Source organism: Myxococcus faecalis (assembly GCF_050039385.1).
Taxonomy (GTDB): Bacteria; Myxococcota; Myxococcia; order Myxococcales; family Myxococcaceae; genus Myxococcus; species Myxococcus fulvus.
Genome location: NZ_CP144336.1, coordinates 5,752,054 through 5,773,023, shown reverse-complemented (window position 1 = coordinate 5,773,023; position 20,970 = coordinate 5,752,054). Strand labels below are relative to the sequence as shown.

The following is a 20,970-nucleotide window of genomic DNA, read 5'->3' as shown; positions in this document are numbered from 1 at the left end:
CGAGCCCGCGCGTCTCAGTCCTGATAGCCCCGCGCCTGCAGACGGAACAGGTGCGCGTAGCGGCCGTCCTTCGCCATCAGCTCGTCGTGGCTGCCCAGCTCGTCCACGCCGCCGTTGTGCAGCACCGCGATCTGATCCGCCATCCGCACCGTGGAGAAGCGGTGCGAAATCACGATGGCGATGCGGTCCGCCGCCAACGCCTGGAACCGCTCGAACAACGCGTGCTCCGCCTCCGCGTCGATGCTCGCCGTCGGCTCGTCCAGAATCAGCACCTCCGCGTCGTCCCGCATGAACGCCCGCGCCACCGCCAGCTTCTGCCACTGCCCCGCCGACAGCTCCTGCCCCTTCTCGAACCACCCGCCCAGCATCGTGTCGTACTGCCCCGGCAACGCCTCGATGACCCCGCTCGCCCCACCCAATTGCGCCGCCTTCACGATGCGCTCCCGGTCCTCCAACGCCGGCACGTGCCCCAACCCGATGTTCTCCGCCACGTTGAACTGGTAGCGCACGAAGTCCTGGAACACCGCCCCGAAGCGCGAGCGCAAATCCCCCACGTCCATGTCCCGGAGGTCCACGCCCCCATACAGAATGGCCCCCTCCGTCGGCTCGTACAGCCTGAGCAGCAGCTTCACCAACGTGCTCTTCCCCGCGCCGTTCTCCCCCACCAGCGCCAGCTTCTGCCCCGGCCGCAACGTCAACGACACGTGCCTCAACGCCCACGCCTCCTTCCCCGGATAGCGGAAGGACACGTCGCGCAGCTCGATGTCGTTGGTGCGCCCCCGGGGCGGTGACCTGGGCGGCGACACCCGCGCCACCTCGCTGCCCGTCGGTATCTCCAGGTACATGAAGAGGTTGCTCATGAAGAGCGCGTCCTCGTACATGGAGCCCACGCTCGTCAGGATGCCCTGGAACGCCGCCTGCCCCTGACGGAACACCCCCAGGTACAACACCATGTCACCCACGCTGATGGCCCCGTCCGCCGCCCGCCCCGCGACGAACAGGTAGCAGCCGTAGAACGCCGCCAGCGACAACAACCCCAACCCCAACCCCCACCCCATCCGCTTGAAGGCCAGCGCCCGGTCCTCCGCGAAGAACTTGCGGAACAAGTCCCGGTAGCGCCCCAACACCAGGTCCCCCAACCCGAAGAGCTTCACCTCCTTCACGTGGCTGTCCCGCGTGAGGATCCACTCCAGGTAGTTGAGCTTGCGCCCCTCCGGCGCGCGCCACGAGTACAGCCGGAAGCCCGCCATCGCCAGCCGCGCCTCCGCGATGAACGCCGGAATCGACGCCGCCACCAGCACCACCACGCTCCACGGCGACAGCGCAATCAACAGCGCCGCGAACGTGGAGAGCGTTATCGCGTTGCGGACGATGGAGAACGCCTGCATCACCAGCGACAGCGGACGGCTGCTCGCCTCGCGCCGGGCGTTCTGCATCTTGTCGTACGTCTCCGAGTCCTCGAAGTGCCGCAGCTCCAGCTCCAGCGCCTTCTGGAGGATGCGCTCGTTGAGCAGGTTGCCCAGGTTGGCGCGCAGGAGCTCCCGCGTCAGCGTCAGCCCGCGCTCCACCACCCCGGAGCCCAGCATCAGCGCGAACTCCAACCCCACCAGCCCGTAGACGCGCGAGTGCGCCTCGGCCGAGCCCTGCGCCGCCGCCACCACCGCGTCCACAATCAGCTTGCCCACCCAGGCGATGGCCGCCGGCAACACCGCCGCCACCAGCGTCAACAGCCCGAGCACGACGGCGCCCCGGGGGCTGGCCTGCCAGAAGATGCGGAACGTCCCGGGGAGCTGACGGAACAGGCTTCCGGCGCTCTTCAGCCGCTCCTTGAGGGAGCTCTTCGCGGGGAGGGTGGACTCGAGTGGACGGGGAGACACGTCCCCCGTTCATAACGTGCTCGCCCGACATCCGCTCGAAAGAGCCGCCCCTCACCCCACCGCGGGCTGCTCGTGCCGGGACACCAGCACGTCGCACGAGGATTGCGCCAGCACCCGCTCCACCAGCGACGCCTCGTCCCCGGCCCCTCGCGGGCCCGCCACCACCAGCAGGTCCGAGCCCAGCTCGAGCGCGTGCGCCAGGAGCGCCTCGCCCGGCTCCCCGGAGCGCAGCCGGGCCTCCAGCTCGCACCCCGTCTCCCGGTACGGCGCCAGGAAGCGGGCGAGCTCCAGGCGCGCGTCGAGCTCGCGCTCATGGCGCAGCATCACGAAGCGCTCCGGCGGCGCGCCCCGGGCCCGCAGCGCCGCCTCCTCCTCGCGCGTGTCCACCACGTGCAGCACCGCCACCGGCGTCAGGGGACACAGCCGCATCGTCAGCTCCAGCGCCCGCCGGGACTCACGCGTGAAGTCCACCGCGACCAGGGGAGTCTCGTACGGCCTCGCCGGATGGGGCAGCACCGCCAGCATCGACGTGTCCAGCTGGCGCAGCGCGCGCCGCACCATCGAGCCCTCTGCCAGCGACCTGCCCGGCGTCAGCACCCGCTCGCCGCCGAGCACCACCAGCTGGGCGCCCTGCTCGCGCGCCACCGCCGCGACCGCGTCCAGCGTGTCGCCCTGGCGCAGCTCCTCGCGCACCGTCACGTCCGGACGGTGGCGCAGCCTCCGACATGCCGCGTGCACGGCCTTGCGCAGACAGCCGCCCCCCAGCACCACGCCTCCGGGCGAGCCCTCCAACACCGGCCCCGCGTGCAGCAGCGTGAAGGTGGCGCCCAGGCCCAGGGGCAACCGCAGCGCCCGGGCCAGGGCGAGCTCGGAGCGCAGCGAGAAGTCCGTCGCCACCACCAGGCGCGTCAGCCCCCTGGGACCCCGGAAGGTCCCCGGCTGCAGCAACGGGATATCCAAACGGGTCAGCACATGCTGCCTCATCACGAGACCCTCCTTTCAATGGCCTTGCTGCTCCAGCGTCGGCGCCGTGGGGGCATGATTCGCCATCCCATGCGCCCGACAGGGACCTGTCCGCGAGCCGTTGCCCGCCGGTCCGCCGCGCCTCGCGGCCCAGGCCCCGTGAGGCCCTCACCTCGAAGATTCAGGCGGCCGCGCCGGGATGCCACCCTCGCCCCGGGGACGCCGTGTGCACGAGCGGGCGGAGGAGCCCTTCGGTCCTCGCGTGTGGCGGCCCACGTCACACGACTGGCGGCCAGCGTCACACGACTCGTCCTCGAGTGAGGGTGGAGCACGACTCCCGTCCCGCGGGGCCGTGCGGAGTGGGGGCGGACGGCCGCCTCACACCGTGGGGTGTCCCCCTGAAAAAACTCCAGGCGCGCCGCATCCGTATCCCTCACGGGAGTTCCACGCGCGCATTCCTGCCTGGAGATTGGCGCGCTTGGCACGTTCGCGGAGCAACAGAGCGTCTTCAGCGGGCCGCGCGGGAAGCGGCCGGAGCTTTGCAGAAGGGCTCCGACGACAGCGCGGTGGGTGGTGGCGGGACGGACGGGAAGCTGAAGAAGGGGGAGGACCAATGCGCGGCGTCATCACCGGAAGAGAGGTGGTCACCAATCTGGGTCTCATCTACCGAGAGTTCGGCGCGGGCTGTGTGCTGCGCTGCTTGTGGGTGATGCTCAGCGGGAAGACCACGACGTTCCTCGAGGTGGCGTGTCCGCCCGAGGTGAAGCGCTAGCCACGGCGACGGGCCGCGAGGAGAGCCTCCCCGCGACCCGGCCGTGTGCTGGTGCGCTCGTCGCCGAGAATCAGAACTCGTCGCGGCGCGGCTTGTCGTCGTCCACCGCGTCCCGGACGGCGCGCTTGGCGTCCTCCAGCTTCTCCTTGGCGTGGCCCTTGGCCGTGTCGACCTTGCCCTCCGCTTCCAGCGAACGGTCGCCGGTGGCCGCGCCCACGGTCTCCTTGATCTTGCCCTTGGCCTTGTCGATCAACTCACCCATGTCACTCTCCTGTGGCTGTGAGCTCGTGAGAGCCGTTGTGGAGTGAGTGTGGGCATGGCCCTGGAGTCGTGCAGGAGGGCCAGGCCGCTCGCCTGCTCGGGTGGCGGGGGCCGGCCCCTTCCAGAAGCAGTCCCGCAATTCAAGGAAAATACCCAGACATTCAGGCGAGCGAAGCGCGGCCACGGACTTGCGGAGGTCCGGTGGCCCCAGTGGAATGGGGGGAGCCCGAGACGCTCCCTGGTTGGAATCCTTCCCCCCTGCTGAAACGGGACATTGACGCAAGGCGCGCTGCCCCGCACGCTGAAGTCACTGCCACCCCGGAGTCACTGCTTCCCGATGTCCACTCCTCCGCTTCCGACCCCTGGCGCGCTGTTCCGGCGGATGTACCTGTTGCGCTCCCTCATCACGACGGTGGCCTTCTGCCCTGCCCTGTACGTGGACATGCAATTGCTGTCACTGGAGGGGCCGAAGGCGACGCGCATCCTGCTGGGAGTCATCACGCCGCTGGTGCTGGGGCTGTGCGCGGTTGCGCAGCCGATGGTGGTGTTGCCGTGGCTCCTGAAGCGGGCCATGGCGACGCAAGGGCGGCTGCGGGTGGAGCGGTTGATCCGCATCCCGTCGCAGCTGGCGTTCGGCGAGTCGATGGTGTCGTGGTTCATCGGCGGGGTGCTGTTCAACGGGGGCGTGGCGTTCCTGTTGGACCGGCCGATGTCGGTGGTGCCGGTGGGCGTGGCGGTGTCGATGAGCGCGGGGCTGTTCAGCAGCCCGCTGCTGTACATGCTCTATGAGCAGGTGCTGATGCCCACGGTGCTGGACGCCTACCAGAAGGCGCCCAGCGCGCGGCCCGCCGGAGAGGGCTTCGCGCCCCGACAGCTGTGGCTGCTGCCCGCCACCGTCGTCTCCGCGCTGCTGGTCACGTGTCTGACGAGCGTCGTGACGCTGAACCTGCGCATCGAGCGGGAGCTGGGGGCGCTGGCGAAGGACATCGAGTCGAAGGGCCAGGCCGCGTCGGCGGCGCAGGTGCGCGCCACGGTGGCGCCGCTGCAGAAGGACCTGGTGCTGCCGGTCGTCATGTTCGGCGGCTACGCGGCGCTGGGCTCCATCCTCACGGCGGCGTGGGCGGCGCGGCGGCTGGCCAAGGGCTCGCGCGCGGTGGGCGCGTCGCTGGAGGCGCTGGTGGAGGGTCGCGCGGCGCCGCCGCGGTGGGTGTCCACGGACGAGCTGGGCGACCTGGCCGCGACCACGTGGCAGCTGTACCAGCGGCTGCAGGAGCTGCCGCGCTCGCTGCGCACGTCGGCGGGGGACCTGGCGCAGGCGGGCACGCGGCTGTCGGAGGCGAGCAACCAGCAGAACCAGACGCTGTCGCGGCAGGCGGCGGCGCTGCACCAGGCGCGCGCCACGGCGCAGGAGATCCAGCAGGCGTCGCACGTGGCGGCCTCTCGCGCCACCAGCATCCTCCAGGTGGCCGAGCGCGCCGCCGCGGTGGGCCGGCTGGGCGAGGAGTCGCTGCAGGGCACCGAGAAGGGCCTCGCGTCCATCCGCGACATCGCCGACGGGCTGCACGGGCAGATGCAGGACCTGGAGCAGCGCGCGCGGGAGGTCGGCCGCGTGTCGGAGGTGGTGAAGGCGCTGGCGGACCAGTCGCACATGCTGGCCATCAACGCGGCCATCGAGGCCACGCGCGCGGGTGAGCACGGCAAGGGCTTCGGCGTGGTGGCGCGGCAGATGCGCGAGCTGGCGGACCAGTCCGTCCAGGCGACCAACCAGGTGCGCGGGCTGTTGGAGACGATGGCCTCGGCGGCCACCCAGGCCACGGAGATGACGGACCGGAGCGCGGCGGGCGTGGAGACGGCGCTGGCGCCGCTTCGCACCAGCGGCGAGCGGCTGCGCGAACTGGCCACGCTGTCGCGCGAGTCCGCGTCCGCGGTGCGGCAGATCGCCGAGGCCGTGGCCCAGCAGCACCAGGGCGTGGACCAGCTGTTCGCCGCGGTGCGCGAGCTGGATGAGCTGACCACGGACACGCTGCGCCACCTGGACACCACGCAGCAGGCGGCCGTCGCCGTCACCCACGCCACCGGACAGGTGTCGCAGCTGGCCCAGCGCTACGTCTGAGCGAGCGCGGCCTCCTCGGGGGACACGGGCGGCTCGGGTTCGAGTCGCCCGTCGGGCCCCAGCACCGGGGCGCGGAGCAGCACCACCAGCCGGCCCACGAGCAGGCCCAGGCGGCCGAGGCGCTCGCGGGGCTCGGGGCCGTCCTGCTCGAAGCTCGCCGCGTCCAGGTACGCAAGCTGGACCTCGGCCCTCGACTGGAGCGCGCCCACGCGGGTCTCCAGCGAGGTGAGCCTTCCGAGCAGGGCGTCGAGGAACTCCGTGGCCTGTCGGAGCGTCGCCGCGCAGGCGTCCAGCTGACGCACGCGGGCCTCGTCGGTGTCCTCCACGGTGCTCGCCGAGGCCCATGGCGCCGCGGCCTCGAACAGGGAGACCCCATCGACGACCACCGGGGCCGCGTCCTCCTGCAGCCAGCCTCGCTCCATCCACGTGAGCACGGGCTCCCAGCCGGGGGGCACGGGCGCGCCCGCGCCCAAGAGGGGCCATGCCCGGCGCGCGGCGCGGGAGACGGGCTCGGAGGGCAGCGCCTCCAGGGCCGCGAGGGCCTCGGGCGGGAGCACGTCCTCCCGCTTCGCGTGCTCCCAGCGCTCCAGTCGCGCGAGCAGTCCTCGCAGGGGCTCGACGACCTCCGCTCGGGCACGGGCCTGACGCTCACCGTAGGAGGCGAGGCCCGTGCGCACGCGCAGCCGGGCGGACTTGAGCGCGCCGAGCGCGGCGGCGTGTCGCTCACGGGCCTGGGCGAGCGCGGGGGACTCGACGACGCGGCCCTGGTCCCAGACCTTCTTCGCACCGAGCCCCAGCGCCGTCAGCACCAGGCCTCCCACCGCGAATGGGATGAAGAACGGCATGGGAGACAGCTTCGCATCCGTGGGGCCTCGTTGCGAGCCGGTCTCCCTTGGCCTGCATGGCTGGAGAGGAGGCGCGGCCGGAGTGACGCGGCGCAGTGCCGCGTCAGCCTGCTCGCGCCTGGGGCGCCGACCGCGCCTCATCCTCCAGCGGCGGCACGTACGGCCAGCCCGGCAGCGGCCCCTTGCCCGCCTCGCGCGTCAGGTAGTCCGCCGCGATGTTCGCGCTCTCCATGATGGTGAGCAGTCCGCTGCCCGGGTGCGTGCCTCCGCCCACCCAATACAACCCCTCCACGTCCGGACTCTTCACCCGCGGCCGCAGCGGGCCCAATTGCATCCACGTGTGCGAGAGATTGAAGACCGCGCCCCGGAACACGTTGAACTCGTCCCGCCACGTCTGGGCCGTGAAGTAGCGCTCCGCGCGGATGTGCTGACGCACGCCCTTGAGCCCCACCTTCTCCAGCATCGCCGGGATGCGCTCGCGCAGCGTCGCCTCCGTCTTCGCCCAGTCCACCGGCCGCGCCGTGTTCGGCGTGGGCACCAGCACGTAGAGCGTCGAGTGTCCCTCCGGCGCCCCCTTCGGGTCCGTCACCGACGCGTTGCACACGTAGAAGGGCGGGTCGTCCACGTCCAGCTCCCGGTCCTCCAGCGCGTCCCGGTCCGTGCGCCGCGCCGACTCCGAGAGGTAGATGAGGTGGTGCGGCAAGTCGTCGTAGCGCGTGTCCAGGCCGTAGTACGCCATGAACGTGCTGCACGAATACTTCGCCTTCTCCAGCGCCGCGTCCGTCAGCCGCGAGCCCTCACGCGCCTCGGCCGACAAGAGCTTCGTCGCCGCGTAGGGCAGATCCGCGTTCAGCACCACCGCGTCCGCCTCCAGCACCTCGCCGCCCTCCAGCTCCACGCCCGCCACGCGCCCCGCCTCCACGCGCACGCGCTTGACGGGCGCGCCCATCCGGAACGTGGCGCCCAGGTCCTGCGCGCACCGCATCATCCCGCGCGCCAGCTCCCGGAAGCCGCCGTCCACGTGCCACACCCCGAAGGCCAGCTCGATGAAGGGAATCACGCTGAACACCGACGAGCACGTCGTCGGGTGCAGGCCCAGGTACTTCGACGGGTACGCCAGCGCGTACGTCAGCCGGTCGTCGTGGAAGAACGAGTCCAGGTGCTTGTAGAGCGTCTGCCAGGGCTTGAAGCGCAGCGTGGAGGCCAGCCGCCAGGGGGCGTAGTAGGCGAGGCTGCCCGCGTGCGTGCAGATGAACTTCTCGTACGCGATGCCGTACTTGTCCTTCCCCTCGGCGAGCCAGCGCCTGAGGCCCTCCACCTGCTGGGGACCGAAGCGCGCCACCTCCGCCTCCATCCGCGCGGGGTCCCGGCTGGTGTCCAGCTGGGAGCCATCCCAGAAGTGCAGCCGCGTGTTGACGTCCAGCGGGACCAGCTTCACGTAGTCCGCCAGCCGACGTCCGGAGCGCTCGAAGATGCGCTCCAGCACCCCCGGGAGCTGGAGGATGGAGGGCCCCGTGTCGAGTGTGTACTCGCCTTGGGCTCCGAGCGTCAGCCCCTTCATCCGCCCTCCGGGCACCGGGTCCTTCTCCACCACGGTGACGCGAAAGCCCTGCCCGGCCAGGTTGATGGCGGCGGACAGCCCGCCCGGTCCTGCTCCCACGACGATGACGTGACGCACCATGGCTCCTAGAATGCCCCGAGCGAGCAGCCGTTGCAGTGTCGCTCACGCGGACGGATGGACGGGGATTGTGTTTCAGGCCCGGGCGTTTCTCCTGGAGGACACTCGTGTCGACCTCCCTCGCCTCCCACGTGCGCCGCAACGCGGCCGCCCTCCTCGCCCTGCTGATGGGGCTGCTCGTCACGGCGGGGGCGACCACGTACATCCGGCGGGGGGTGAGCCTGCGCAGGCAGCAGCTCTTCGATGACGCCACCGCGGACGGCTCCGTGGCCCTCCAGCAGCGCCTGGACGTCTACCAGGCCATGCTCCTGGGCACGCGCGGCGTCTTCACCGGCAGCGAGGCGGTGGAGCGGCGCGAGTTCCGCGCGTACACGGAGAGCCTGGAGGTGCGCCAGCGCTACCCCGGCATCCAGGCCGTCGGCCTGGCGCGGTGGCTGAGCCGGGACGAGCTGGCGCGGCACGAGGCCCGGATGCGCCAGGAGGGCTTCCCCCAGTACCGGGTGTGGCCCGAGGACGCGCGCGAGCACCACGCCGTCGTCGACCTGGTGGAGCCGTTCGACGTGAACAACCTCCGGGTGCTCGGGTTCGACATCATGTCCGAGCCGGCGCGCAGGGCGGCGCTGGAGCGCGCGATGCGAAGCGGCCTGCCCGCGGCCACCGGCAAGGTGCAGCTGGTCTCCGAGCCCGTGGACCAGGTGGCCCAGGCGGGCTTCGTCATCTACGTCCCGCTCTACGCGGGGATGGTGGAGCCCACCACGCCCCAGGCCCGCGGCGAGCGGCTGGAGGGGTTCGTCTTCGGCGCCTTCCGCATGAAGGACTTCGTGGAGGGCCTGCGCTTCCAGGGCTTCCAGTCCACCATCGACCTGACCATCTACGACGGCGCCACCGTGAGCGAGCCGGCGCGGCTCTACACCTCGCACCCCGGCGCGCCGGACGCGGGGGGGCTCCGGCAGCAGCTCACCGTGCAGGTGGCCGGGGTGCCGTGGACGTTGGTGTTCACCACCCGCGAGGCCTTCATGAGGGGCACGCGCTCCAGCCATCCCTTCACGGTGGCGGGCGGCGGCCTGCTGATGTCGCTGCTGCTCTTCCTCGTCACCCGCGCGCAGGTGAACGCGCGCGCCCTGGCGGAGCAGGCCAGCGCCGAGCATCGACGGCTGGCCGATGAGGCCCAGGCCGCGGTGCGCGTGCGCGACGAGTTCCGCAGCGTGGCCGCGCACGAGCTGCGCACGCCGCTCACCTCGCTCAAGCTCCAGCTGCAGCTGCTCTTCCGGCAGCTGAGGCAGCCGGGGCCGCTGGACGCGGAGCGGCTGGAGCGCGGAGTCGCGACGTGCGAGCGGCAGACCACCCGGCTCACCAAGCTGGTGGACAGCCTGCTGGACGTGGCGCGCCTGTCGAGCGGGCGGATGGAGCTGCAGCTGGAGGACGTGGAGCTGGGGGAGCTGGTGCGGGAGCTGGCGCGTCGCTTCGAGGCGGAGGCCCAGGCCGCGGGCGTGCGGCTGGAGGTGGACGCGCCCGAGCCGATGACGGGCCGGTGGGACCGGCTGCGCCTGGAGCAGGTCCTCACCAACCTGATGTCCAACGCGCTCAAGTACGGACACGGCGCGCCGGTGGACGTGCGCGTGAGGGGCGACGCGGAGCGGGCGCGCGTGGAGGTGCAAGACAGGGGCATCGGCATCGCCCCCGAGGACGCCGCGCGCGTCTTCGACCGCTTCGAGCGCGCGGTGTCCAGCCGGCACTACGGCGGGCTGGGGTTGGGCTTGTTCATCACCCGCCAGCTCGTGGAGGCCCATGGGGGCCGCATCCTCCTGGAGAGCCGCCCGGGCGAGGGCTCCACCTTCATCGTCCACCTTCCTCGCGCCGGGCCTGGCCCTCCGGGTCAGAAGTAGTACGGGGACAAGGCCCCGGAGATGCGGCGCACCAGGTCTTCCGTCTCCAGCCGGTCATCGTCGGAGAGCGACGGCAGGCTCGCGGTGAGGGTGCCCTCCAGCTCGCGCAGCAGGCGGTAGGCCCCCAACGACTGCTGGGCCTTCAGCACGTCGACCATGGTGCGGCGCGAGGCGTAGCTGCGCACGCCATCCGTGTCGAGGACCAGGGCCCTCAGGTCCGCGAGCATCGGCGCCATCAGCGCGGGCGTGGGGGGTGGGTTGGGGAGGAAGCGTCCCCGGCTGGTCGCGGGGTCCAGGTACAGCCGCTGGAAGATGCGCCGGGTGAGCTCGTCCGCGCGGGCCGCGTAGTCCGGCCGCGCGCCTGGGGGAATCACCAGCGGCGGGCGCAGCTTCTCCAGGGCGAACTCGTAGGCCGTCACCTGCGACGCGGGGTCCGACACGCGGATGAAGCCGAAGTACCAGGGGGTGACGTGGTCGAAGTACCCCTGCAGGCGCGTGAAGCTCAGCGGGCTGTGGAGCAGGTAGTCCTGGTGCCGCTGGAACTCCGGGCCGTGCCAGAGCGGGAGCGAGTCCGCGAAGCGGTCATACGGCGCGCAGTAGGGGTCCAGCCGTCGGTCCTCGTCGGTGCAGAACGCCTCCGTCGGCAGCTGCTGCGACAGGCCGTGGAGATAGCGCACCGCGCGCACGTCGTAGACACCCGGCTCCGCCAGCAGCGCGCGCTCGTCCGGCATCAGGTAGTCCATCACCGAGGTGGAGATGGGCGCCGAGGGGCTCCCATCATTCGCGCGCGAGCCCATGAAGTTGTGGCGCAGCCCCAGCGTGTGGCCAATCTCATGCAAGAGGACGTGGGTGATGGAGCGCTCCACCCGCTGCTTGCGGGTGAGCCCGGAGAGCTGCTGGCGTGCCTGCACGGAGAGCGGCGCGCGCGCATGGCCCGGCCCGGTGACGCTCAGCTCGCAGCTGCGGTCGTTCGTCAGCCCCGCCCAGGTCAGCCTGGGGGTCTCCGGGAGGGCGCCCGCCGGCAGCGCGTCCGCGGGGGCCGCGTCGTCCTCCGCGTTCGTGGCGATGGCGTCGAGCACCCAGCTCATCGCGTAATAGACGCTGGCGCCGCGAATCTCGCCGGTGTCGGGGTTGCTGCGCCAGTTGGCGAAGGCCAGGGGCATCATCTCGTCGGTGTCGAAGATGAGGACGTTGCGGTCGTCGTCCGCGAAGTCCTCCTTGCCGCCTCCGACGACGGCCTCGAACACGGGGAAGCCGAACGCGGCGTTCCAGCCCTCGATGCCGCGCTTCATCGCGTCGACCAGGTCATAGCCTTGCAGGCGCGGGTCCTGCTGCGCCGCGAGCACCGTGTCCATGATGTGCCAGCGGATGGGCCGCATGCCTGGGTGGATGTTCCACTTCACCGCCACCTGCTCGGACTGCTCCGCGGTGGTGTTGGGGACGATGCGCCGGTCGCTGCGGAAGTAGTGCTCGCGAGGCGGCAGCGGCGTGGGCGTGTAGCCCGGGCCCTCCGTGTACTTGCGCCAGGAGAGCCCCAGCGTGCCCGAGGTGCGGAAGGCGTTGGCCTCGTTGTAGTAGTCCGCCCATTCGTAGGGCAGGTCCGAGTAGCCGGTGAAGACCTGCTCGAAGGCCATGCCATCGGCGAGCCGACGGAAGCGCTGCGCGAAGCTCAGCTCCACCTGGAAGCGCAGGCCGTCCTGGCCGAAGCGGTCTCCCACCACGCCGTAGCGATTGAGCCCCGCCACCGGGTCGATGAGCACGTACTGATGGGAGCCCGGCAGCCGGTTGAAGGGGCCGTGGTCGGTGATGATGGGGTACGCCTCCACCAGCACCTGGGGGTCGAACACGTCGCTCATCACCTTGCGCCGGTCGACGTCGAACACGAAGAGCTTGCCGTTCTGCTCCTCGAAGCTCACCACGCGGCTGCCCAGGACCGTCCCCGCCATGCCGCCCACGCCGCCGGGGTGGTACTGCCGGGCGTACGCGGTGAGGAACCACTTCTGGCTCAGCTCCGAGCGACGGATGGCGAGGTAGAAGCTCCTGCCCGCGTCATCCACGGCGCCATCGAGCCGCTGGGACACCTTCTGTCGCAGCTCCGGGCTCGTCGCGCGCGGCACCTCGACGAACGCGCCGTCCAGCGCCACCCCGAGGTCCTCGTCGGGGACGTGCGCCGAGGGGGGCTCGACGGAGGCGTGCTCTCCGCAGCCCGTGCCAAGGGCCAGGGCGAGGGGCAATACCCACCACCCGGCGCTGCGCTTGCGAACACTCCATTCGGACATGCTGTGCTCCAGACAGCCGGATGGAGGGATTTCCATCCGGTGCCGGAGCAACGGGAGGTGCGTGAGGTGTCCCTCGGCCCGCCTCGGGATGCGCGGGAATGGCGCTCATCCGGGAACGAATCCATGCCACGCGCGATATGGACCTCGCGCCAGCGCGTTGCCTCCCGCCCTGATGCGGGGAAGGCTCACTCGTAGGTCGGCAGGCACCGCGCCTTGGCGACCGTGGCGGACCCCGCCCAATAACAACGCCAGCCATTGGACGAGACGGCGTCGTTGCAGGTGTACACGTCTGTGTACTGCCCACAGAAACATGCCCAGGCATCTCCCGAGCAGACGCCCTGCTCCGCCTGTGCGGGGGACTCGGGCTGCTGCTCGGCTTCGACTCCTCCACCGCACGCGGACAGCCCCAGCAGCGAAACCAACACGACAAAGCGACGCATGGTGTGTACTCCGGCGCAAGGAGGGTGGCCCACCCTCGGAGGGGAACTCGACCTTGCCCCACGGTTGTCTGGACTGTCTAGTTCGACTCCAGGACACACGTGGGCGCCGGGTGGCGCATGAATCGTGAGCGCCAGTCCCACGCCTTCGCGCCGTATGCAGTCAGCGGATTTGGATACCCAGACACGAGGAGGCAAACCATGGGTGCATTGGATGGACGAATCGCGGTCATCACGGGCGGGGCCACGGGCATCGGGCTGGCCATCGCCGAGCGCTTCGCGAGCGAGGGCGCGGAGGTGGTCATCGCCGGCCGGCGTCAGGGGCGGCTGGACGAGGCGGTGGCGCGGATTGGCCATGGCGCGCGCGGCGTGGTGACGGATGTGGGAGACGAGGCCCAGGTGGTGCGGCTGATGGAGTCGGTGCCCCGGGTGGACCTGCTGGTGACGTGCGCGGGCGGCGCGGTGTTCGGGCCGGTGGAGACGGTGCCGATGAGCGCCTGGGAGGCGCTGTTCAAGGACCGCTTCTTCGGACAGCTCTCCGCGGTGCGTCACGCGGTGCCGAAGATGCGGGAAGGGGGCGCCATCCTGTTGTGCTCGGGCATCGCCGGGCACGCGGCGCTGGCGAACTACGCGGGCGGGGCGGGGCTGTGTGGGGGCATCAACGCCATGGGGCGCTCGCTCGCGGTGGAGCTGGCGCCCCGGGGCCTCCGGGTGAACGTGCTGTCACCCGGGCTCACGAAGGACACGGCCATCGACTGGGGCGTGCCGGTGACGCAGGTGGGGGCGTTCCTGGACACGCTCGCCGCCCACGTCCCGATGAAGCGCGCGGGCGCTCCCCGGGACATGGCCGACGCGGCGTTCTTCCTGGCGACGTGTGCCTATGCCACCGGCATGGTGCTGGACGTCGACGGTGGCTGGACGGCGGTGTGAGGCATTACCAGGCGTAGTCCTCGGGCGCGGGTTTGTGGCCCGGGAAGATTTCGTCCAGCCGGGCCAGCGTCTTCTCATCGAGCTTCACGTCGAGCGCGCGCAGGGCGGCGTCGAGCTGGCCCGCCACGCGCGGTCCGATGATGGGCGCGGTGACGGCGGGCTGGTGCAAAAGCCACGCGAGCGCGACGTCTCCGGGCTCGTGGCCCAGCTCGGCGGCGAGGGCTTCGTAGCGTTCGATCTTCTCCTGGTTCTTCTGGAGGGCCTCTCGCGCGCGGCCCTCCAGGCGGCGCTTGCCCTCGCGCTCCTTCTTGAGCACGCCGCCGAGGAGGCCGCCGTGGAGGGGGGACCAGGGCAGCACGCCCAGGCCGTAGTGACGGGCGGCGGGGAGCACTTCGAGTTCCACGGTGCGCGCCAGCAGGTTGTAGAGGGATTGCTCGCTGATGAGGCCCAGGAAGTCGCGCCGCGCGGCGGCGGCCTGGGCCTGGGCGATGTGCCAGCCGGCGAAGTTGCTGCTGCCGACGTAGAGCACCTTGCCCTGGGTGACGGCGACCTCGAGGGCCTGCCAGATCTCCTCCCACGGGGTGGCGCGGTCGACGTGGTGGAACTGGTAGAGGTCGATGTAGTCGGTGCGCAGGCGCTTGAGGCTGGCGTCGAGGGCGCGGCGGATGTTGAGGGCGGACAGCTTGCCCTCGTTGGGCCAGTCGCCCATGGGGCCGTAGACCTTGGTGGCGAGCACGGTGCGCTCGCGGCGCCGTCCGCCCTGGGCGAACCAGTTGCCGATGACCTGCTCGGTGCGGCCCTTGTTGTCGCCGAAGCCGTAGACGTTGGCGGTGTCGAAGAAGTTGATGCCGCGCTCCAGCGCGGTGTCCATGATGGCGTGGGACTCCGGCTCCTCGGTGTTCCAGCCGAAGTTCATCGTGCCCAGACACAGCCGGCTGACGGAGAGCCCCGAGCGACCCAGGTTCGTGTACTGCATGGCGACTCCTTCGCGGCCGAGGGACTCCAGCGCGCCACGGCGGTCCGGCCCAGGCCGCCAGGCGGTGTGTACAGTGACGAGTCACCCGGGCCGAGTCGAGCGTTCTGGGGGGGGCGGAAGCGGCTGCGGGGCCTCGCACAACGCTCCCGAGGATTCGGGAGCTAACTCTTCAACAACCCCGCTCGGTCCAGCAGCAACCGCACGGTCGGCAGACAATGCGAGCACCGACACTTCCGCGGTGCGAGGTTGGCCCCGCCGGCACGCGGGCCACCCCAGGCCGTGATGTTGAGGCTCATCACTGTCAACAGACCCAGGCTCCTGCCACACACCTGATGGGAGCGCGGCCTGGGCGGGAGTGTGCACCAAAGGGGCTCAAGTGGCCTGTCCACCGGACAGAAGCATCGCCGCGTCAGCGGCCCTCCTCGGCCCCTCAACAACCTCCCTCCCCTTCGACATGGCCCCATCCCTCTCATGCGCTAACGGGAACCTGCCACGCCAGCTTGAGGGGGATCTTCTGGACGAGGGCCTCGAAGCCCCGCCGTGCCTCGTCCGATGAAATCCCCATCTGTTCTTCAATCTCTCTCAGCCGTGCATCATCAACCGTGACACCTGGATCCATGTAACTGGTGTGACGATACTCATGGACGAGCAACAAGCGGTCCTCTACCTCGCCCTTCGGATACAGTCCCACTAGGAGTTCCAAAGCTCCCACTCGTGCTGAGAGGGACTCGGACGCAAGACTCGGGACAAGGAACGCTCTTCCCCTCTCGTCACCCAATCGCGCCAAGGCTTCCGCGGCGCCCAATGAGGTGCGCTCGTCTGTCCCTGCAAGCCAAGGAACTAGCCAATCCACAACACGCGTATCCCCAAGCTTTCCCAACGCATGCAGCACAGCCGGACGTAGACTCGCATCCACTTGACCAAGCAATGCGTTGAGCGGCTCAGCAACGCTCGAATCCTGAAGCTCTCCCAAAGTCAATGCAGCCTCGATCCATGGAAGTCGCTGATCCAGACACTGCCCTGCGAAGAATCCATGTCCCCGAAGCGAAGAGGCAATGAAATCCTCCACCATTAGCAACTTCAGCGATCGCTGCATCCATGCCAGCAGCGGCGCAACAGACATAGGCGACTTCAGCCCGGCCATGATACGAATCGCCACGAGCCGGTTCGTAGCGCTCGGGTCATCCAACAGGAGGATGAGCAACTCCATGTCCGCAGGCTCCTTCCGCTCCAACAGACCCCAGGTCACGGTATGCCGAACCGCCTCGCTCGAATCGCGAATCGCTTCACGCAAAGCCGCAACGGGGACCGCGCCTGGAAACATGAAAAGCGCTTCAATAGCAGCAGACCGTATGTCCTCCTCGGGCTGCTCAAGCTGCTCGCGCAGCAGTCCCAAGGTGCGGACATCACCCAAACGCCCTAGCGCTAGGATTGCCATCCGCTTTACTTCTCGATCCGAGTCTTCTACGGCCTTGGTCAAAGGCGCGAGCGCTCGCTCATCCTGGATCCACCCTAGTGCATCTGCGGCAGCCGTCCTGAGGTCCGGGTCTTCACTCGCCAACACGGAGATGATGGCGTCGACAGCCCCCACCACGCGTTTGCGACCCAAAATCTTCGTCAACGAAAGCAGCACCCCCACGTCCACGCCCACAGATGCATGCACGGCGACGAGCCGCTCCAATTGAGAGCAACTGGGCAACCATTTCTCTATGTAATCCTCAAAGCCACCCAGCCGGCGCAAGGCAAGTGAGGAGGCGTGAGAGACCGGTCCTCCCCGCTCGACTAACATGGTCAACGCCTCTCCATCTACCGAAGGAGGGAGGCAGTCAGTCGCCCAAAAATACTCTACCGAGAGCCGAAGTGCCGCCGCAATGACGTCAAGTTCATCTTCCGCCAAGAGCTTGGTGTTCCATAGAGATACCCAGTCTTGAGGAGTCGTTCCGGCTTCGTGTTTCCATTCTGACAGGTGCTCACTGATCGACCTCCAAATGAAATCTCGTTCTTTGGCATCGCGCCCTCTAAACTCATGGGCCAGTGCACGCATAAACTCCCAGCTCCACCGCGTTTCCATCAGCGGCGAAAGGAGGGGCAGCAATTCTGGTGACAACTGATGATAATCAATATACTTGACCGCCTCAAACAGGATACGGTGAGCCACCACGTCCGAAGCATTGGGCTCATCTACCAAGCATAGCGCAGCCAGAAATGCGCGTAGTGCCCCCGCCCCCAGGGGCTCGCCCTCACGTGGTGTAAAGACAGCCAAAAGCACAGCATCAACGTCAACATGCTCACAGATGGCGATGCAAAGGCGGAGTACCTCTGGCCAACTCGCGACATACTGCACCTGCGATTCTTCTTGGCCACCAACCTCCCTCAGTTTCATTGCCAACGGAGCGATGTTCTCCGCCAGGGAACTCTGTGCTGGTGACGAAGGGAAGCAGCGGTGCACGAGCGCGCGCGCCGCAAGATATTCTTGGAACGTCAGATGGCGGAACTCATATACGGGAACACTCATCTCCTGGTGTTTCTCATATCCCGACTCAATCAAGATACCAGTGTATCGCTCGATCAGGATGAGGAAGTCCTCGGGAGAGTGACGCCGTATGTCGTGGAGTCGTGGATACTCCTCCCTGACCTGATGCAGCAGGGAAAGGACCTCATCCCGGCGAAGCCGTTGTACGCCACGATCACACATCGAATAGGCGATAAAACCAAGCTGCGGCAAGGCCTCCCAGAGTTCGAGTGGATCGTTCGCCTCCGCTCGACGCCAGTTGAGGAGCACCTGCACCGCCTCCCAGTACAAGTCCGTCCGACGGCGGGGGAGTTTACCAACCTTGCGTTTCACGAGCGCCATGGTCGTCAACAACATAGGGTTGCCTGTGAGCCTCTCAATCCGGTCAGTGCTGTGAATGTCCGAGATCAGTTCCTCCATGATGGAGGCCCGGCGCTCGGCGGGCTCTGTCACAGCACACCAGCGGCGTACGAAATCGTCCTTGTCCTCAGGGGACAGGTCATCCACGGTGACATGCTCAAAGCCACGACCGATGCGATGCCCCATCATTTCGCGGTAGCCAACGACGCGAGAGGTCACCACAATAGGAGCAGCCGGCATGGCCACGTGGATTTTCTCAAGCTGCTCGCAGAAGCGGACGCGCGCGCCGGTCTCGGAGATTTCATCGAGCCCGTCGATGAGCAACAAGGCCCCTCCCTCGGCGAGCTTTCGAAGCAAGACCGCCTGCACGACTTCAACTTCCGCATCCAACATTTCTGATTTGCGCAGCGTATGTCGAAGAATGCTACTAAGCGAGCCATTGATGGAGGATGAGTCCAGGTCGCGACACCTGACGATGATAGGCAACCAGGGCCGGTCGGGCAGCGTCGCGATGTCCGGGAGGGCGTTCAGTTCCGGGTCTTGCTTCAACCGCAACAGGTAGGCCGTCGCAAGCCAACGAATGAGCGTGGACTTCCCAGCCCCTGGATCTCCCAGCACCACCAGTCGCTTTGCTTCCGCCAGCCGCTCTCCCAAAGGAAAGCGTACCTGTATCTCGGTGTCGAGAAATCCCCGCAGAGAGGCGTCACGACGCTGCTCCAGCGCCTTTAGCCGAGCGTCGGCTGCTTCATCCTGAGAAGGCGCCTCCACCCTGACCCGCAGAGGAACATAGAGCTTGCGCAGTTCAAGCTTCCGACTAACGACATCGCGCTCACCTTCTGGAAGATTGGCCAGATTGATGATGTCGCACGCCTCCAGTGCGAGTTGGCGGTAGCGCCGCTCCGCATCGAATCGCGCCATCTCGATGGAGGCCCGCTCATCCAACGGGAAGTACTGCTGCAAGGCCTCCACGAGCCGCTGCTCGGCGTCGGTCTTGTCCCGCCACCACTCCGGGACCTCCTCATCAAAGGAAAGGAGATCGACGTATGCATCTTCCTCCATCTGCACCAGAAAAGTCCGACCGCGTTTGCTATCCCGGCTGGCATTCACAAGACGATGGGCAAAGCTCGTGCCGACCGCCTTCACCGTGACGCAGACCACCACCGGCCCATCCATCGCGAGTTGCTTCTGCGCCTCCTCCACGACGGACTCACCGACGAGGACCGTGCCGTGGTGGACGACCTCGTACCCGGCATCAATGAGAGGTCGCGCAAGGGCTTCGGCCATCGCCACCTCTCCCTTCGCGTGCGCGATGAAGACCCGCCGCTTCATGGTGGTCACTTGATGGCGCGGAGGAGTTCCGCGACGCCGAGGGTCCAGTCCTTCACGAGGTCGGCGTACTTTATGTCCGCCAGGATGGCCGGCGGCCTTCCGCCTGTGAGCACCACGGGCAGCACCTTGACGCCAGGGCCCGACAACTGACGTGCCAGAGTGGACAGCCACTCGCGACTCATCCACGGCGAGTCTACGCCCGAAGATGAGTAGCAAAGTACGAGGTAGGCGGCTCCCTCCAACCCCTCGTTCATCCGGCCAACGATAGAGTCACCGATGTTGAGTTCCCAAGCGTCGAACCACACCTTGTGGCCAACGGCCTGGACAGCCTGCGCAAGCCGCTCGGCCTCAGCGGTATCTGACGAGCGATGCGAGATGAAGACGTTTGCCATGGTCTCCCCCTGGATGTGCAACCACGAATCCCAGGCACTCTACCGCCAGATGCCCTGCGGGGGTGTGGATTCACGACACCCGGCTCCTCAGTCGAATCAGTCCCTCAACCTGAAAGGGGGGGGTGAAAAGTACCTACGCAACGCATGGAGCGTTCCCGCCGAGAAATCGGAGATTGTGTGGGTCGCAATCCATACCGGCTATAGCATTCCGCGGTTTGCCCTCACGTCCATCGTCCGCTCCCGAATGCAGGGACCGCCAACACGTACGCTTCGCCACAACCGCCGAGGTTCGGCTTGTCATTCGCAGCCGACGGACCCGGTTGTGACCTGCCGCGAGAGAGGGCACGGTAAGCCGACACCACGCGAACCACTCAAGCCGGCCGGGTGACTGGGGGCTTTGCGCCTCGTGTTGGGCATAAGCTGGACGCCTATTTGAACAGCAAACAAAGCACGCTGGCCGCGCTGTTACTGTTGCGCCTTAAGACAGGGTGGGTCTCGGACGTCTCCGCTTCCGCTGACGAGTTGGATTCAGCCAACCAGTTCCTTCTGGGCGCAGGTGGTACGACCTGACGAGGGTGGAAGCGACGACGATCTCTCGAGCAGGTGAGGAGGAGGCACGCGCGGGGATTGCAGCCGCAGCCGGGAAGGAGCGGATGAAGGAGCGAACACCACGAGTGGACTGGGCCGATTTGAGCAGGAGGACGTTCGACTTCGACGTGTTCGCCTGTGTGACGTGTTGAGGCAGGCGGCGGCTCCTACCCCGGGGTACGGGCGACTCTGGAACTTTCGCCGAGCGCACGTTCCGGCATGACTCGCGCAGGCGGATCCTGATGCTCGAGCAAGGGCATTCTTCCTGCTCGACCACGCGCAGAACCTGTCGCTTCCCTATCAGCAGGTGCGAGGACAATGGGTTGAGACCTATCCCCGGGCCTTGTCCGAGCGGACCGTGGCGTAGCCCCTGGGGAATATCGGCTTCCAATATGGGCTGGTGTCCTTCTTCGGAAGTCGCGGCCTCAGTTGGGCAGTTGGAACCATTTCCCCTCCGCTCGGAGCTGGCCGCCTGGCCCCGGGGGACCGTTCGTGCCATCGAAGCGGACCTGACCGACGCGGAACGACTGCTCAACGTCGTCCGCAGACCAGTTCGACGCCGACCTGGAGCCGGCGACGCGAGAGGAGATGTCCTGGCATCGGCCATCTACGGAGTCCTGAAGCGGGAACTCCAGTCCCTGCTCGCCGTGCGACGGGACCTCCTGGATTCAGCGACGCGCGTCATCCCCGCGCCGATCTCCGTCCACACCCGTGACCAGGCGGACCTCAACTTCGCGAAGTTCCCCACACCCGCCCCCCCTGCTCGAGCTCG

The 20,970-nt window shown here is 68.3% G+C and carries 14 protein-coding genes; 4 read left to right on the top strand and 10 right to left on the bottom strand.

What is annotated here, in order from left to right; all coding sequences use genetic code 11:
• Positions 1–14: 14 nt before the first annotated feature.
• Both VZQ01_RS23110 and VZQ01_RS23105 read right to left on the bottom strand, forming a co-directional pair.
• Positions 15–1,877, bottom strand: a complete 1,863-nt coding sequence (locus tag VZQ01_RS23110) for an ABC transporter ATP-binding protein (protein ID WP_223749548.1) — start codon at positions 1,875–1,877, stop codon at positions 15–17.
• Positions 1,878–1,928: 51 nt separating this feature from the next.
• Entirely contained in the window at positions 1,929–2,861 is a 933-nt protein-coding gene (locus tag VZQ01_RS23105) for a universal stress protein (protein WP_426744547.1), read from the bottom strand.
• A 592-nt stretch (positions 2,862–3,453) separates the two neighbouring features.
• Between VZQ01_RS23105 and VZQ01_RS23100 the strand changes: the two genes are divergently transcribed.
• The gene (locus tag VZQ01_RS23100; protein ID WP_015353070.1) at positions 3,454–3,612 is read left to right on the top strand and encodes a hypothetical protein; all 159 of its coding nucleotides are present in this window, start codon (positions 3,454–3,456) and stop codon (positions 3,610–3,612) included.
• 70 nt (positions 3,613–3,682) lie between these two features.
• Here the strand turns inward: VZQ01_RS23100 and VZQ01_RS23095 are convergent, their stop codons facing one another.
• Positions 3,683–3,874: a CsbD family protein gene (locus tag VZQ01_RS23095; RefSeq protein WP_223749546.1), complete on the bottom strand. Its 192-nt coding sequence runs from the start codon at positions 3,872–3,874 to the stop codon at positions 3,683–3,685.
• A 336-nt stretch (positions 3,875–4,210) separates the two neighbouring features.
• Here VZQ01_RS23095 and VZQ01_RS23090 point away from each other — a divergent pair, with 336 nt between their 5' ends.
• Entirely contained in the window at positions 4,211–5,986 is a 1,776-nt protein-coding gene (locus VZQ01_RS23090) for a methyl-accepting chemotaxis protein (RefSeq protein ID WP_223749545.1), read from the top strand.
• Here the strand turns inward: VZQ01_RS23090 and VZQ01_RS23085 are convergent.
• A complete protein-coding gene (locus VZQ01_RS23085) occupies positions 5,977–6,831 on the bottom strand; it encodes a hypothetical protein (protein ID WP_223749544.1) in 855 nt (284 codons plus the stop codon). The genes VZQ01_RS23090 and VZQ01_RS23085 overlap by 10 nt on opposite strands.
• A 103-nt stretch (positions 6,832–6,934) precedes the next feature.
• Positions 6,935–8,512: a phytoene desaturase family protein gene (locus VZQ01_RS23080; RefSeq protein WP_223749543.1), complete on the bottom strand. Its 1,578-nt coding sequence runs from the start codon at positions 8,510–8,512 to the stop codon at positions 6,935–6,937.
• 104 nt (positions 8,513–8,616) lie between these two features.
• Between VZQ01_RS23080 and VZQ01_RS23075 the strand changes: the two genes are divergently transcribed.
• Complete coding sequence (locus tag VZQ01_RS23075) at positions 8,617–10,395, top strand: CHASE domain-containing protein (RefSeq protein ID WP_426744544.1); 1,779 nt, start codon at positions 8,617–8,619, stop codon at positions 10,393–10,395.
• Here VZQ01_RS23075 and VZQ01_RS23070 read toward each other — a convergent pair.
• Both VZQ01_RS23070 and VZQ01_RS23065 read right to left on the bottom strand, forming a co-directional pair.
• Entirely contained in the window at positions 10,386–12,674 is a 2,289-nt protein-coding gene (locus VZQ01_RS23070) for a zinc-dependent metalloprotease (RefSeq protein WP_426744542.1), read from the bottom strand. The genes VZQ01_RS23075 and VZQ01_RS23070 overlap by 10 nt on opposite strands.
• A gap of 185 nt (positions 12,675–12,859) precedes the next feature.
• Complete coding sequence (locus VZQ01_RS23065; protein ID WP_267699077.1) at positions 12,860–13,114, bottom strand: hypothetical protein; 255 nt, start codon at positions 13,112–13,114, stop codon at positions 12,860–12,862.
• 198 nt (positions 13,115–13,312) lie between these two features.
• On the opposite strand from VZQ01_RS23065, the gene VZQ01_RS23060 reads away from it, so the two are divergent.
• A complete protein-coding gene (locus tag VZQ01_RS23060) occupies positions 13,313–14,041 on the top strand; it encodes an SDR family NAD(P)-dependent oxidoreductase (RefSeq protein ID WP_223749540.1) in 729 nt (242 codons plus the stop codon).
• Between the two features lie 4 nt (positions 14,042–14,045).
• On the opposite strand, the gene VZQ01_RS23055 is transcribed toward VZQ01_RS23060, so the two are convergent.
• From VZQ01_RS23055 to VZQ01_RS23045, 3 genes are all read right to left on the bottom strand, one after another.
• The gene (locus VZQ01_RS23055; protein ID WP_426744540.1) at positions 14,046–15,017 is read right to left on the bottom strand and encodes an aldo/keto reductase; all 972 of its coding nucleotides are present in this window, start codon (positions 15,015–15,017) and stop codon (positions 14,046–14,048) included.
• Between the two features lie 469 nt (positions 15,018–15,486).
• A complete protein-coding gene (locus VZQ01_RS23050; RefSeq protein WP_426744538.1) occupies positions 15,487–19,218 on the bottom strand; it encodes a HEAT repeat domain-containing protein in 3,732 nt (1,243 codons plus the stop codon).
• A 5-nt stretch (positions 19,219–19,223) separates the two neighbouring features.
• On the bottom strand, positions 19,224–19,610 hold the full coding sequence (locus tag VZQ01_RS23045) for a toll/interleukin-1 receptor domain-containing protein (RefSeq protein WP_426744536.1): 387 nt from the start codon (positions 19,608–19,610) through the stop codon (positions 19,224–19,226).
• Positions 19,611–20,970 lie beyond the last annotated feature (1,360 nt).

Bases quoted from the DNA above. Each gene is read 5' to 3' on its own strand.
- VZQ01_RS23105 (WP_426744547.1), bottom strand. From the start codon at position 2,861: ATGAGGCAGCATGTGCTGACCCGTTTGGATATCCCGTTGCTGCAGCCG.
- VZQ01_RS23100 (WP_015353070.1), top strand. From the start codon at position 3,454: ATGCGCGGCGTCATCACCGGAAGAGAGGTGGTCACCAATCTGGGTCTC.
- VZQ01_RS23095 (WP_223749546.1), bottom strand. From the start codon at position 3,874: ATGGGTGAGTTGATCGACAAGGCCAAGGGCAAGATCAAGGAGACCGTG.
- VZQ01_RS23090 (WP_223749545.1), top strand. From the start codon at position 4,211: ATGTCCACTCCTCCGCTTCCGACCCCTGGCGCGCTGTTCCGGCGGATG.
- VZQ01_RS23085 (WP_223749544.1), bottom strand. From the start codon at position 6,831: ATGCCGTTCTTCATCCCATTCGCGGTGGGAGGCCTGGTGCTGACGGCG.
- VZQ01_RS23080 (WP_223749543.1), bottom strand. From the start codon at position 8,512: ATGGTGCGTCACGTCATCGTCGTGGGAGCAGGACCGGGCGGGCTGTCC.
- VZQ01_RS23070 (WP_426744542.1), bottom strand. From the start codon at position 12,674: ATGTCCGAATGGAGTGTTCGCAAGCGCAGCGCCGGGTGGTGGGTATTG.
- VZQ01_RS23065 (WP_267699077.1), bottom strand. From the start codon at position 13,114: ATGCGTCGCTTTGTCGTGTTGGTTTCGCTGCTGGGGCTGTCCGCGTGC.
- VZQ01_RS23060 (WP_223749540.1), top strand. From the start codon at position 13,313: ATGGGTGCATTGGATGGACGAATCGCGGTCATCACGGGCGGGGCCACG.
- VZQ01_RS23055 (WP_426744540.1), bottom strand. From the start codon at position 15,017: ATGCAGTACACGAACCTGGGTCGCTCGGGGCTCTCCGTCAGCCGGCTG.
- VZQ01_RS23050 (WP_426744538.1), bottom strand. From the start codon at position 19,218: ATGAAGCGGCGGGTCTTCATCGCGCACGCGAAGGGAGAGGTGGCGATG.
- VZQ01_RS23045 (WP_426744536.1), bottom strand. From the start codon at position 19,610: ATGGCAAACGTCTTCATCTCGCATCGCTCGTCAGATACCGCTGAGGCC.